General features: G+C 53.6%; 13 protein-coding genes and 1 tRNA gene. 3 read left to right on the plus strand and 11 right to left on the minus strand.

Annotation, left to right across the window (positions count from 1 at the left end; all coding sequences use genetic code 11):
- Nucleotides 1–57: 57 nt before the first annotated feature.
- The 5 genes from dnaB to rpsF form a co-directional block, all read right to left on the minus strand.
- Nucleotides 58–1500, minus strand: coding sequence for a replicative DNA helicase (gene dnaB / locus ACJJIC_RS01405; RefSeq protein ID WP_252084252.1), 1443 nt, complete (start codon nucleotides 1498–1500; stop codon nucleotides 58–60).
- 108 nt (nucleotides 1501–1608) lie between these two features.
- Nucleotides 1609–2055 carry a 50S ribosomal protein L9 gene (gene rplI / locus ACJJIC_RS01410; RefSeq protein ID WP_444883547.1) on the minus strand — a complete coding sequence of 149 codons (447 nt, stop codon included), beginning with the start codon at nucleotides 2053–2055 and terminating at the stop codon, nucleotides 1609–1611.
- Between the two features lie 37 nt (nucleotides 2056–2092).
- A complete protein-coding gene (locus tag ACJJIC_RS01415) occupies nucleotides 2093–2935 on the minus strand; it encodes a hypothetical protein (protein ID WP_252084251.1) in 843 nt (280 codons plus the stop codon).
- Between the two features lie 43 nt (nucleotides 2936–2978).
- The gene (gene rpsR / locus ACJJIC_RS01420; protein WP_108731487.1) at nucleotides 2979–3209 is read right to left on the minus strand and encodes a 30S ribosomal protein S18; all 231 of its coding nucleotides are present in this window, start codon (nucleotides 3207–3209) and stop codon (nucleotides 2979–2981) included.
- Between the two features lie 12 nt (nucleotides 3210–3221).
- Nucleotides 3222–3665 (minus strand): 30S ribosomal protein S6, encoded by a 444-nt coding sequence (gene rpsF / locus ACJJIC_RS01425; protein WP_252084250.1) that lies wholly within the window; start codon nucleotides 3663–3665, stop codon nucleotides 3222–3224.
- A gap of 338 nt (nucleotides 3666–4003) precedes the next feature.
- On the opposite strand from rpsF, the gene ACJJIC_RS01430 reads away from it, so the two are divergent.
- Together ACJJIC_RS01430 and ACJJIC_RS01435 are read left to right on the plus strand one after the other, a co-directional pair.
- Nucleotides 4004–4834 (plus strand): alpha/beta fold hydrolase, encoded by an 831-nt coding sequence (locus tag ACJJIC_RS01430; protein ID WP_444908543.1) that lies wholly within the window; start codon nucleotides 4004–4006, stop codon nucleotides 4832–4834.
- 227 nt (nucleotides 4835–5061) lie between these two features.
- Nucleotides 5062–5868 carry an isocitrate lyase/PEP mutase family protein gene (locus ACJJIC_RS01435; protein ID WP_444908542.1) on the plus strand — a complete coding sequence of 269 codons (807 nt, stop codon included), beginning with the start codon at nucleotides 5062–5064 and terminating at the stop codon, nucleotides 5866–5868.
- Between the two features lie 114 nt (nucleotides 5869–5982).
- Here the strand turns inward: ACJJIC_RS01435 and ACJJIC_RS01440 are convergent, their stop codons facing one another.
- The 6 genes from ACJJIC_RS01440 to rnr all read right to left on the minus strand — a co-directional run bounded on the left by ACJJIC_RS01440 (nucleotide 5983) and on the right by rnr (nucleotide 12819).
- Nucleotides 5983–7293: a tetratricopeptide repeat protein gene (locus tag ACJJIC_RS01440; protein ID WP_444908541.1), complete on the minus strand. Its 1311-nt coding sequence runs from the start codon at nucleotides 7291–7293 to the stop codon at nucleotides 5983–5985.
- 51 nt (nucleotides 7294–7344) lie between these two features.
- Entirely contained in the window at nucleotides 7345–7890 is a 546-nt protein-coding gene (locus ACJJIC_RS01445) for a hypothetical protein (RefSeq protein ID WP_444891528.1), read from the minus strand.
- A 59-nt stretch (nucleotides 7891–7949) separates the two neighbouring features.
- Entirely contained in the window at nucleotides 7950–8522 is a 573-nt protein-coding gene (locus tag ACJJIC_RS01450; RefSeq protein WP_444908540.1) for a hypothetical protein, read from the minus strand.
- Between the two features lie 18 nt (nucleotides 8523–8540).
- The gene (locus ACJJIC_RS01455) at nucleotides 8541–9095 is read right to left on the minus strand and encodes an RNA polymerase sigma factor (protein WP_444899250.1); all 555 of its coding nucleotides are present in this window, start codon (nucleotides 9093–9095) and stop codon (nucleotides 8541–8543) included.
- Nucleotides 9096–9321: 226 nt separating this feature from the next.
- The gene (gene rlmB / locus ACJJIC_RS01460; RefSeq protein WP_444908539.1) at nucleotides 9322–10077 is read right to left on the minus strand and encodes a 23S rRNA (guanosine(2251)-2'-O)-methyltransferase RlmB; all 756 of its coding nucleotides are present in this window, start codon (nucleotides 10075–10077) and stop codon (nucleotides 9322–9324) included.
- Between the two features lie 12 nt (nucleotides 10078–10089).
- Complete coding sequence (gene rnr, locus ACJJIC_RS01465; RefSeq protein WP_444908538.1) at nucleotides 10090–12819, minus strand: ribonuclease R; 2730 nt, start codon at nucleotides 12817–12819, stop codon at nucleotides 10090–10092.
- A gap of 242 nt (nucleotides 12820–13061) precedes the next feature.
- On the opposite strand from rnr, the gene ACJJIC_RS01470 reads away from it, so the two are divergent.
- Nucleotides 13062–13148, plus strand: a tRNA-Leu gene (locus tag ACJJIC_RS01470).
- Nucleotides 13149–13162: the final 14 nt, after the last annotated feature.

The following is a 13162-nucleotide window of genomic DNA, read 5'->3' on the forward strand; positions in this document are numbered from 1 at the left end:
CTTGTATTTGCTGAGCAGCAGTTACCAGTCAGGTTTCAGAGACTGGCACCTAGCGATCTACTCGCCCTGATAATATTCCGGTGCCAGGTTATCGAAGCGCGTATATTTACCGATAAATGCCGCGCGACAGGTGCCTATCTCACCGTTACGCTGTTTGCCGATAATCAGCTCTGCCAGCCCCTTGTCCGGGCTGTCCTCGTTGTAGTACTCATCGCGATAGATAAACAAAATCACGTCGGCATCCTGCTCGATCGCCCCGGATTCCCGCAGGTCCGAGTTCATCGGCCGCTTGTTGGGGCGCTGCTCCACACCGCGGTTGAGCTGCGAGAGGGCGACTACCGGGCAGTCGTACTCTTTCGCCAATGCCTTGAGAGAGCGCGAGATTTCGGAAATTTCCTGGGTGCGGCCCTCAGTAGAGCCCTTCACCTGCATCAGCTGTAAGTAGTCCACCATAATCATTGCCGGCAGGCTCTTGGCCTCGGCATCCTCACGACTCATACGCGGATTTTCGCGCATCAACTTATTGGTGTGATCGCGCACGGTGCGCTTGGTGCGCGCGCGCACCTCACTGGGGCTGAGCGCAGGCGTATCGTCGATATACAGGGCTTTGCCCTTCATTTTTTGTACGGCGCTGGAGAGTTTGGGCCAATCCTCTTCCTGCAGCTTGCCGTTGCGGATACGGCCCTGGTCGATACGACCGATTGAAGACAACATCCGCATTACCAGGCTGTCAGACGGCATTTCCATACTGAAGACCAGGGTCGGGCGCTCCTGGCTGAGCATGGCACTCTCAATAAAATTCAGTGCCAGCGCGGTCTTGCCCATGGAAGGACGCGCGGCGAGGATTACCAGCTCGCCCGGCTGCCAGCCGGAGGTGCGCTGATCCAATTCTGTCAGGCCGGTACTGAGGCCGGTGATATCGCCTTCAGTTTTAAACAGCTCATCGATGCGCTCGACGGTTTTCTTCAGCAGGCTATCCACACCGACGAAACCGCCCTCTTTGGCGCGTCCCTCGGCAATTTCCGCCACACGGCGCTCAGCCATCTGCAGCAGATCGGCGGAGGCCAGGCCACCGGGATTGAAACTGGTACGGCTGATTTCGCCGGCGGCGGCAATCAGCTGGCGCAACATGGAGCGCTCGCGCACTATCTTGGCATAGGCGACAATATTCGCCGCGGAGGGAGTGTTCTCGGCCAGTTCCGCCAGATAGGCCGGACCGCCCACCTCGCCGAGGAGGTCGCGACTGGCGAGGCCTTCGGCGAGAGTAACGATATCCAGCGGCTGCTCACCATTGCTCAGCTCACCCATTACCGCGAAGATCTTGCGGTGACTGGCGGTAAAGAAGTCCTCTTCACTCAGCTGCTCGGCAACCGCATCGATGCGGCCCGGATCCAACATCAGGCCCCCCAGCACCGATTGCTCCGCCTCTACCGAGTGTGGCAGCGGTGAACTCTCTTCACTGTGGATTTCTTCTTCGGGGGTAGCGTATTCGTCGATCATGGGACTTTACTGGATACCAGAAACAAAACAGGCGCTGACCCGGTAGGGTGCAGCGCCCGATTGTAGCGCGGCTGGCGCCTGTGGCACCAACTGCTTGTCGGCAAAACCTTACTCGGCTTCGATAACGACTTTAACTACAGCAGTCACGTCGGAGTGCAGCTGTACGTCTACTTCGTACTCGCCCACTTCGCGCAGAGCGCCTTCCGGCAGCTTCACTTCAGCCTTGGCTACTTCAACACCGCCAGCAGTAATTGCGTCTGCGATATCGCGAGTGCCGATAGAGCCGAACAGTTTGCCTTCGTCGCCAGCGTTGGCAGCGATGGTTACAGCCAGGTCGGCCAGCTTGGTAGCGCGGCTCTCAGCTTCTGCCATTTTGGCAGCTGCAGCGGCTTCCAGTTCAGCGCGCTTGGCTTCGAACTCAGCAACATTGGCTGCGGTAGCCGGAATTGCCTTACCAGTCGGCAGCAGGAAGTTGCGGCCGAAACCGGCTTTAACTTCAACGCGATCACCCACGTTGCCCAGTTTGCCTACTTTATCGAGCAGAATAACTTCCATCTCGGTTTCCTCAATTTCTGTATTGTGCAGAGCGCGCCTACTTTGCGGAGCGCCCGCGAATATCTATCCAGCTATCTACCAGAGCCAAACCACACAGGAATCCAGCCAGGGGCAAGCCACCAATCACCAGCATCACGTACATCGCCACCAGGGGACCAATCCCCCAACCGCGACTGGCGACCAGCCAGTGAATCAGGGCGATACCTGCAACCACCATGGGGAAGGCGATCACCGCGCCCCAGAAGGCGTAACCTGGGGTCACCAGGCTCACCACCCACAGCAGCATACTCAGTGCCGCCAGCCATACCGGCATACGCAACTGGTGAAACTCCTGGCGGAAACCGCCGGGGTTGTACAGCAGCGCCTGCCAGTAGCGCCCCAGAACCAAAGCCAGTGTGGCGCTCATCGCCGATATCAGGCTCAGATATCCAGTAATCTGCAACTCGCCTGAGAACACCTGCTTCAGTTCTTCCATCGGAACCGTATTGGGCTGCTCTGCCGCTCTTTCGAGCGCTTGCATAAAGCCCTGGAGCAAACCGCCGCTGAAGGCAGAAGTGAGCAAAATACCCACCGCCGAGGCCGCTGTTACAGTGAACAGTGCGGCGACCCATGAACGGCTACTGCGCAGTGCCACGGCGCCGCAGAACACTGCGGCAAAGTGGCCGGCGGAAATACCGGTCACCAGTGGTGGTACATGACCGCTCATGCCCATAACAACGATCGGCAACAGTGCCCAGGCCAAAACCATCAGGCCTTCACTGCTGCCGCGGCGCAAACTCACTAGAGCGAGGATTGCCGGGCTTATCAGCGGTATCCCCACCATAGTGAGGATCACCGCCCGCACGCGCCCGCGCATAATAAACTCAGCTACGGCGCGCATAGTTAGATAGCTTCTCTATTAATGAGTCTAAGCAAACTGCGGCTTAGGCTTCGTGGCTGTCCGTGTACGGCAGCAGGGCCAGGTAACGCGCGCGCTTGACCGCAGAGGCCAGCTGACGCTGATACTTGGCTTTGGTACCGGTGATACGGCTTGGAACAATCTTGCCAGTCTCAGAGATGTAGGCTTTCAGGGTATCGAGATCTTTGTAGTCGATACGCTTAACACCTTCGGCGGTGAAACGGCAGAACTTGCGACGACGGAAAAAACGTGCCATCTGATAATCCCCTTACTCTTCGCTTTCAGCGTTATCGGAAGAAGCTTCTGCGGCGTCAGAAGAGGACTGCTCTTCTTCTGCGCGCTCGCGACGCTCGGTGCGCTCTGCACGGGCAGCTTTGCGCTCACGGCTTTCTTTTTCCGCTTTCATGATCGGGCTCTCGTCGGTGATCGCCTCGTCTTCACGGATTACCAGATTACGGATAACCGCATCGTTGTAACGGAAGTTGGTGGTCAGCTCTTCCAGAGCTTCTTCGGTGCACTCAACATTCATCAGAATGTAGTGGGCTTTGTGGATCTTGTTGATCGGGTAAGCCAGACGGCGACGGCCCCAGTCTTCCAGACGGTGTACTTCACCGCCAGTGTCCTTGATGGCAGCGGTATAACGCTCCACCATGCCGGGTACCTGCTCGCTCTGGTCCGGGTGAACCAGGAATACAATTTCGTAATGACGCATTTTAGCTCCTTACGGGTTAATCAGCCTTCCGGACAGTCCGGTAAGGCAAGGAGTACAACGGGCACGGATAGACCGAGCCCATTGCGGGCGGCGTATTCTAGGCAGTTGCGGGATTGCTTGCAAGTTGATCAATTATTTGTGGGCTGTGTCTTCTCCAGCTCGGGGACAAGTGAACTAATTATTCCAACTGCTCACTCAGAGACCACCCGTTCAAACGTGGGCCTTAGCCCAACGAAACCCTGTCTTTGTGTAGATTCAGCCACTGAACTGCGCGTTCTGGTCATGGGTTTGTGACGGCGAGCTGGCATATAGTGCCTCCCTCTGTAGGGAGAAGTACCATGCCCCAAGAAACGCACAACCTTAGTTTTGGCGCCTTCCAGGTGCCCGTCACCACCGTTCGCAACGGCGAAGGCCCACTAGTCCTGGTGGTTCCCGCCATGGGCGTTCCCGCCAATCGCTACCATCTTTTGTTGAAGGAATTACAGCGACTCGGCTACAGCACCGCCATCACCGAACTGCCGGGAACCGGCGAAAGCCTGCCGAGACCCAACCGCAATGCCGACTACGGCTACGATGACCTGGTATTTGCCTTTATCCCGCAACTACTGGCACTGCTGGAAGAGTCCTTCCCCGCAGGCCCGGCCCTGATTCTCGGCCACAGTATCGGCGGCCAAACTAGCACTCTCGCGGCCCGTGCCGGCCTGACCGGCAATGCCAGGGTTGTCACCATCGCCTCCGGCCATGTAGACCACCGCAGCTGGAGCGGACTGCACAGGTACGCCATTTTACTTTTTGCCTCAATAGTGAGTGTCACCTCGAGTCTGCTCGGCTATTTCCCCGGCGCACGTATGGGTTTTGGCTGGCGTGAAGCGCGCAAACTGATGAAAGACTGGGCCCGCTCTATTTTCAGTGGACGCTTTGCTCCAGAAAAACGCCTTGGAAAACACAAGCCCAGCAACCAACCCACTCTTCATATCGCCCTGGCCGGCGATCCCTTTGCACCAGTAAAGGCTGCGCGCAAACTGGCTGCTATCGTAGATGGCGAGACCCGTGAGATGGCCGCCACCTATCCGAAAGGCAACCCCCACCTAAGCTGGATCAAAAATCCACGTCCGATTATCGCCGAGGTGGACAGCTGGTTGACTCAACACCAAGCAGGCTCTTACTGAGGAAATACAGGTCTTGGCGCCATCCAAAGTGTGGCGCCGAGGCAGCTGAACTCTTCAGGTATTCAACCCCCAGTTTTTCTACTCCTGCTTATTTTCCAGCACAGCAATACCCCCTCACAGTAACACCTTCCCTATTCACTTCCGTTTTTGGCCAGAAGTTAGAAAAGGCTCGAAGTAATTTTCTACCCCAGTTACTCGATCAATAAGTCGTCGCAAGGGGAAATTTAATGGCCACTAATTACTTCGAACAATTCAACGCTTTGCATGAAGGCAGCCAACTCTTAGTCCTTCCAAATATCTGGGATGCCGCTAGCGCACAGCTCTGCCAAGCAGCCGGCGCTCCCGCCTTAGCTACCAGTAGCGCCGCTGTGGCCTGGTCACTGGGTTATGCCGATGGCAGCAGCATGCCAATATCGGAACACCTGAGCGCCGTTAAGCGCATTTTGAGGGTTTCCCGCGTCCCGATATCCATTGATATTGAGGATGGCTACAGCTCTGATCCCGGGCAAGTAGCGGAGTTAGTTGCAACCTTGTGTGATCTTGGCGTAGCTGGCATCAATATCGAAGATGGCAGGGAAAGCCCACAACTGCTGCGTGAAAAAATCCTGGCTATTCGCTCCACGTTAAAGGCGCGACCCTTTTTTATTAATGCACGGACCGATATTTACCTGAACAGTACGGAGAACAGCCAGGATTCACTGAAACAGGTGATGCAAAGGTTGTCCGATTACCGGGAGGCCGGTGCCAACGGAGGATTTATTCCTGGTTTAACCTCCCTGGCGGACGCACAAAAGCTAACACAAGAAATCAGTATGCCACTCAATTTAATGCTGCTAGCCGGTATGGAAGAGCCCGCCCATTTCTGGCGAGCGGGTATTCGTAGGCTAAGCTGGGGACCTGCTTTATTTCAATCGAGTTATGCGCTTTATAGCAACATGGCCAATAAGTTATTCCAAGGAAAACATCCAAAACAAATCTTTGAACACAGTCTGGACTATAACTATCTAAATAACCTGGGCTCCAATATCCAATAAAAAAGATCAATAATCTCGAAAAGGAATAACTTAAACGTCTCAATACCCATTATAAATTTACAGATGCGCTTGGGGGAGCCATCCTTGCCCCCAAGCGATTTAATAGTTCAGCTATCAAAAACTATAACCGACCCCTAAACTATATTCACTTTTGTCGTAAGTATAGAATTCCCGATTCTCCTCATTTTCAATATATTGGTACTTCCCATTAACATGGAGATTAGGGGTAATACGAAGCTTTGCTCCTAACCAGGATCTCATTCGATCAGATTCTCTAAAATAGAGATCCACATCACCTTGGCTATCGGTAATACGATTGCTTTCGTTATAGAGGCTACTGCGATACTCCACCCCTGTGGAGATATTCCATCTTGGTGAAGGTATCCAAACCAGGGTGCCTCCAAGAGTATGACGAGCCGGTGAGTAGCTATAATAATCCCCCTCTGCTTTCTCCTGCCCTTCACGATCGTTGTAATCGAATCGATAAAACAACTTCGCCTCGGTCGAAAATAATGAACGCTGCCAACTCAAGTCAAAGTACTGGCGCCAGCCATCCAAATAAGCATAATCATCGCCACCAAAGTAGTAACCTGGACTATAGGAAAAAACAATTCTGGAGCGCCCCCAATTCCCTGAAACTTTACCCAACAGCCGTGCTTGCTGTGTGACAGGCTCCCCCCCCAAGGTCACCATTTCGACGGCAAATCCCATCTCTGCAGTCCAACCAAACAGGCGGCGATCATGGAATAATCCCGCCCTGGCGCTGGCTAGATCGAGATTGTCATACTCCTTGTATTTGCGCCCAAATCCGTAACCTTGCACCCGCCAGCCACTCCCAGCAGTTCCCTTGAGGCGGTATTGCCCCCAGGCAAACAACTCGGCGTAATTGTCATCCCCAATCGAGGCCTCTTCCAGTAGTTCATTTTGCAACGCATAGGCGTTGTCATCATTGCCCACCGTCAGGCTGACAGTGGCCAGCCAGGGTTTCTCACGTTCGCCACGGTGATCCTCTGCCAATAAGCGCAGACGGCGCGCAGCCATGCCTCGCAGCTTTTCTGTAGCCGCCCCTGCTCGCACAATACGGTAATGTTTAAGTGCGACCAATTCTCGATCACTTCGCTCTGCGGCAATGGCCAAGTTATAACGGGCCAAATCCTTCCAGCGGGCATTATTCAGGAGGCCGAGAAAATATATCGTGGCCTCCGAATAACGCTCTAGTTTCATCAAGGTAACGCCAATGTTATACCTGAGCTTTGCAGAGTTATTGCCAGACTCACGCTCAATTTCAAAGTACTTAAGCGCCCTACGGTATTTTCCCTGCTTGAAAGCCTCCGTAGCCTCACTGAAGAACTCTGCAGCTATTGATACTGGTGATATCAACACCAACAGCGTAATTAGCACTATTCCGATTCGCCCATTTCGCACTGTGGATTACCTCTAAACATTCCCTGTCATCAATTTTGCAGTGCCAATTAATTAGGCATCTGGCCCATCGGGTAAATTGTCCTGAGCCTGCTCAAACATTCCATCAAGCTCCATAGAAATCTGGTCGCGAATATCCGCCGGTAGACTAGAAAGAATATCCTGCATCACTTGCTCGATAACGCCTTGTATATCTGCACCGTTCATCGCACTCTTAACGGCCTCTTCGATACTTTCCCTGGCTACTTCAGCGGTGCGCAGAGCTTCCTCCCTGGCCGCTTCTGCTGAGAGACGCGCATTGGCAATCAACTCCTGGTGGCGTGTGAGGGCCTCACGCATCCTTGCTTCAATTTCCTCACTATGTTCAGCGCCCTGCCCAGTAGCCGCGACTGCTTCCATTACCGCCGCAATGGTTTCCTCAGCCACCTCCTGCATATCCGGCGGAAGCTCTATGTTGTTCACCACATCTTGCGCATCCTGCCCCTCCTCAACCACAGTGAGAGTGACATCCAGGTCTTCTGGTGCCTCCTGCGCCAATAAAGGGCCGCTATACATAACTGCTGCTGCGACACCCGCCGCCAATAATCCCTGTTTCCACATCGCTTGGTTACCTCTAGGTTGTGACAAAAATTGCTATCGAACCCTACATTGCGGCGGCTTCACAAGTGCGTTAATCGTTGACGCAGTCGCTTGCTCACCCCACCGTATTCCACTTCGATCAATATCTCCCCCGTGCTATTTTCACCGAGGATTTTCACCGGCAACGACAGGCGATTACTTCCTGCAGCAATATCCGTTTGCCATTGCAACACCTGACTGCTCGCATAACCATCAAGTTGCATATTTTCCGGTAAGACGACCCTGATTAGTGCCCCCGGCATCCGGCGACTGCTGTGCAGTAAAAGGTGCACTGGCCGCCTGATAGTGCCTTCGACATCTTGTTGCGTATCACCAGCCCCAACATCCATCGGGGTATCTTTTAAGAATGTCAGTATCACTCCCAATGTCACGACCACGAAGAAACCCGCAGCTACAGCCAACTGTCCCACTCGCCGGTATTCGTCAAAAAATAATTTTGATAAAGAAGGCGATTGACTGCTTTCCTGCCCAGTGAAGACAGACTTTAAGATACGCTCTTCCAAGTCATCGCCAGGGTTCTCAACCGGCAGGGCGCGGAGCTGGTGACGTAACAACATCTCACTGGAAAAATCTTCAGAGTCATATTTCAGCATTGGCTTTTCCTCTGATTACTAACACGGATGACCCTCGCTAATAGTTCCCTCACTGAGCAATTTTTTTAATTTTTTATGGGCGCGATGTAGGCGTGATTTCACCGTGCCCACACTTATGCCCAAAATATCTGCCACCTCTAGTAGGGAGTACCCCTCTACATCGTGCAGCAATACCGTATCGCGCCAATCGACCTCTAGTTTCGATAGCGCCTGCAGTAAAATGCGCTGCATTTCCACCTGAGAAGAAAGTCCCTTCTCTGGCGTGCCGCTTGCCACCGTCTCCCAATCAACCTCTTCATCAATGGGGGAGCTTCGGCGTCGGCGGTAGAGATCCACATAGCGGTGATAGAGCACCTTGATTAACCAGGGACCTAAGCGCTGAATTTTTTCCAGTGCTACAGATCGCGTCAGCAGGCTTGCCAAAACATCCTGTACCAGGTCCTCAGCCTCCTCGCGATTCCCTGTCCAGCGAAAGGCCATACGATAAAGTTGGCGAATATGTGGATGTATCAACTCAGCAAAACGAGCATTACGCGATCGTCGTCGCAGTAATTTTTGGGGCCAGGCGTACAAACCGCTACTCCCGGATATCAAAGGAAAGTTACCCGCAAATTTTTCACCCGCGGCATGAAATAGAAAGCTGCACAGTAAAATTGCTGTGTGACAGTGGAAAAAATCTAGCAGTGAATAGTGGAAATAGAGGGGAAAAAGAGGTTTGCGTGTGAAGCGTTACGCCGGGATGCTGCAAGTCCCGGCATCAGTAATCACCAGGACTTACAGATCAAAAAAAAAGAATAAATCAGGCGCTGCGCTGGCGCACCGCTTCAAATAGACAAACACCGGTGGCAACAGACACATTCAGGCTGCTGACTTCACCGGCCATCGGAATTTTAATTAAATGATCACAGTGCTCCCGGGTTAATCGGCGCAGGCCACTGCCTTCGGCACCCATCACTAAAGCCATAGGACCCGTCAACTGAGACTGGTAGACATCCTGAGTAGCCTCTCCTGCCGCACCAAAAATCCACACTCCAGCCTGCTGCAACTGCTGTAGGGTACGCGCGAGGTTGGTCACCGTAACAAAGGGTAAAACCTCAGCCGCACCACAGGCCACCTTGCGGGCTGTCGGGGTCAAACCTGCGGATTTATCCTTGGGCGCAATCACCGCATGTACCCCGGCAGCCTCCGCTGAGCGCAAGCAGGCACCCAAATTATGGGGGTCGGTCACGCCATCCAGGACCAAGAGAAATGGCGCCTCACTTTTCTGGTCCAGCTTTTCGAGCATGCCAAACAGAAATTTCTCATCCAGAACCTGAGTTTTACTCGCACAAAGAGCGATTACCCCCTGGTGATTAGCGCCCTCTTCCACCTTGTCATCCAGAGTGCGACGGTCGACAAAACGCAGTGCGATATCATTTTTTTCCGCCTGCTGAATAATTTTTTGCAGGCGCTGGTCTTTGCGCCCACGCAATAGCATCAGCTCCTGCACATTTTGTGGAGAACCCTTTAACAAAGCCTGCACCGCGTGCAGGCCATATACCAATTCTTGGCTCAACTTATGCCTCAATCACTTTTTCTTTTTACTGGTAGAAGAAGCTTTCTTCTTCTTTTTAACTTTGCCGCTACGCGTTTTGGCCTTTTCTGCTTTCTGTGCAGCCTTGCGCGCAGCTACCGCTGGGCGTTTACCGCCTTTGCGTGTGGGAGTGCGCTTGCTTCCGCGACGCTTTGCCGGCGCCTCAGTTTTTTGCTTGTCGGCATCCTCGCTTGATTTTTTCTTGCTCGTACTGGGCTTATCCTCCGTCAGCTCTGCCACAGGGACCGCTTCTTTGGAGCCGACCTTACGTTTGCGAATAGGCGCTACTTCCGCTGAGGTTTCTGCGCGCTTTCCCCAGGGGCTGGCATGTAATTTACGGCTGCTGTCTTTTTTCTGCTTGCTGCGCCGCTCCCGCTCCAATTGATGCTCTACAGCCATTTCCATCGCGCGGGCACTGACCTTAGTCGTTTCTTTCTTAGCACGGGAGGCCTTTTGACGCGGCACCAATTCCTCGAGAATAAAGTCTACTTTGCGCTCTTCAAGATCGACCCGCGCCACCTGAACGCTAACTGAGTCACCTAGATGGTAGCGTTTGCCACTGCGTTCGCCGATTAAACGCTGGTGCGCCTGCTCAAAGCGGTAATAATCTTTTGGCAGCGCGGTCACGTGGATCAACCCCTCAACAAAAAGATCATTAAGCTCGACAAATAAGCCGAACCCCGTTACCGCACTAATTACGCCGGAATAAACTTCACCCACATGATCCTGCAAATATTCGCACTTGAGCCAGCTAACCACATCGCGGGTAGCATCGTCTGCACGGCGTTCAGTCATGGAACACTGTTCGCCGAGCTGTAACATCGCCGGCATATCGTAGGGCAGTATCTGCTGTCGATCGATGGGCCTGGCACCCGGCACGCTGTATACCTTCTGCACCACTGCGGCTTCATTGGCACTACCATTGCGAATTAGCCAGCGCAGGGCACGGTGCAACAGCAAATCGGGATAGCGGCGAATGGGTGAGGTGAAATGGGCATAGGCGCGATAATCCAAGCCAAAGTGGCCGCGATTTTCCGGTTGATAGACCGCCTGATTCATGGAACGCAGTAACATCACTTGAATTATATGGGCATCCGCACGGCCCTCGACCTGCTCCAGTAACGCCTGAAAATCCGCAGGCTGTGGCTCCGAGCCACCGGGCAGTCGCAATCCCAGCTCACCGAGGTACTCGCGCAAGTTGCTGAGTTTTTCTTCTTTCGGGGCATCGTGCACACGATAGAGAGCCGGTAATTCCGACAGCTCCATTAAATCCGCCGCACAGACATTGGCCGCCAACATGCACTCTTCGATCAGTTTATGCGCATCGTTGCGCGTAACCGGCACTATGCGCTCAATCTTGCGTTCGCTGTCAAACAGAATACGGGTTTCGGTGGTTTCAAAATCTATCGCCCCACGCCGATCGCGGGCACTGCGCAACGCCAGGTACAAATCGTGCAAATTATCCAGATGTGGAACCAGTGCGGCAAACTGCTTACGCAGACCACTATCGCGATTGTCCCGTTCTTCTAATACCTGCCCTACCTGGGTATAAGTCAGACGCGCATGACTGCGCATCAAACCTTCAAAGAAACGGTAATCGGTAATTTCACCGCTGCGATCAATGTGCATCTCGCACACCATACACAAGCGGTCTACCTCCGGATTTAATGAGCAGAGCCCATTAGACAATTTCTCCGGCAGCATAGGCACGACAAAGTCGGGAAAATAAACCGAGTTGCCACGGCTATGGGCCTCCTCATCGAGCACCGAGCCGGGGCGCACATAGTGAGACACATCGGCAATGGCTACCAGCAGCTTCCAACTGTTGTCAGGCAAAAGCTCACAGTAAACTGCATCATCAAAATCGCGGGCATCCTCACCATCAATAGTGACCAGGGGTAATTGGCGCAAATCAACCCGCGCTTTTTTATCCTCTTCCAGCACTTCATTGGCAATGGCATCCACTTCCGCCTGTAAGGCCGCGGGCCAGATATGGGGGATGCCATAGTTGCGGATCGCGACATCGATCTCCATGCCCGGTGCCAAATGGTCGCCGAGCACTTCCAGCACTTCCCCCTGGGGTACGCGGTCACGCCCAGGTTGTGTGACAATTTTTACCACGACATATTGGCCGTGTTCGGCACCGGCGGCATCTTCTGCCGCTACCATCACATCGAGGTTCACGCGGGGGTTATCGGGCCGCACAAAACAGATACCATTTTCCCGGTAAAGGCGCCCAGCCAGCTGTTCGGTATTGTGCTTGATTACCCGAACCACGGCACCTTCACGCTTGCCGCGAAAGCCGCCGGGAGTCTCCCGCACCAGCACCTCATCGCCGTCAAAGACTTTGCGCATTTGTCGATGGGACAAAAATAAATCGCCGTCACCATCCGTGGGCACAACGAAACCAAAACCGTCGCGGTGGCCAATAACGCGGCCACGAACCAGGCTCATTTTGTCCAGCACACCAAAATCACCGGAGCGATTGCTGGCAATCTGGCCATCTCGGGACATGGCGATTAGGCGTCGGCGCACCCCTTCACGCCGGTCTTCATCCTCTAATTCAAGAAGGTTGGCAACAAATTCCCAGGGCACCGGTTCCGCCTGCTGCTCCAAAAGTTGCAGCAAATATTCTCGGCTGGGGATAGGCTTTTCATATTTTTCCGCCTCTCGCTGGGCATGAGGGTCAGCGTTGAGGGGGCCTGAAGTATTTTTGTGTGTCAAAACAGCATCCGTTGTTGAGATAACCGCCCATTGAGGCGGCTTCCGGAGGTTATCCGGTCAAAGGCAGGCGGCGGAGGTAGAGAGTTTTTGTTCAATGTTTCGCCGCTGTTGAACGCATTATAAGCGATTTCAGCACATTTCCAGACCTTTGGGTAAAATGTTGAAATAAGCGCTAAGAAACCGTTGACACTCCCCCTGCAGATCTCTATAGTTCGCGTCCTCAACGGAGCACACGTTGATTTGCCCAGGTGGCGGAATTGGTAGACGCGCTAGCTTCAGGTGCTAGTGACCTAACGGTCGTGGAGGTTCAAGTCCTCTCCTGGGCACCAATTCCAAAAAGGCT

The sequence above is a fragment of the Microbulbifer mixtoriginis (SeqCode) genome (assembly GCF_052468275.1).

What these genes read in the sequence shown, in the direction of transcription:
- rpsR (WP_108731487.1), bottom strand. Translation starts at nt 3,209, where the DNA reads ATGGCACGTTTTTTCCGTCGTCGCAAGTTCTGCCGTTTCACCGCCGAA.
- ACJJIC_RS01445 (WP_444891528.1), bottom strand. Translation starts at nt 7,890, where the DNA reads ATGTGGAAACAGGGATTATTGGCGGCGGGTGTCGCAGCAGCAGTTATG.
- ACJJIC_RS01450 (WP_444908540.1), bottom strand. Translation starts at nt 8,522, where the DNA reads ATGCTGAAATATGACTCTGAAGATTTTTCCAGTGAGATGTTGTTACGT.
- ACJJIC_RS01430 (WP_444908543.1), top strand. Translation starts at nt 4,004, where the DNA reads ATGCCCCAAGAAACGCACAACCTTAGTTTTGGCGCCTTCCAGGTGCCC.
- dnaB (WP_252084252.1), bottom strand. Translation starts at nt 1,500, where the DNA reads ATGATCGACGAATACGCTACCCCCGAAGAAGAAATCCACAGTGAAGAG.
- ACJJIC_RS01435 (WP_444908542.1), top strand. Translation starts at nt 5,062, where the DNA reads ATGGCCACTAATTACTTCGAACAATTCAACGCTTTGCATGAAGGCAGC.
- ACJJIC_RS01415 (WP_252084251.1), bottom strand. Translation starts at nt 2,935, where the DNA reads ATGCGCGCCGTAGCTGAGTTTATTATGCGCGGGCGCGTGCGGGCGGTG.
- rpsF (WP_252084250.1), bottom strand. Translation starts at nt 3,665, where the DNA reads ATGCGTCATTACGAAATTGTATTCCTGGTTCACCCGGACCAGAGCGAG.
- rplI (WP_444883547.1), bottom strand. Translation starts at nt 2,055, where the DNA reads ATGGAAGTTATTCTGCTCGATAAAGTAGGCAAACTGGGCAACGTGGGT.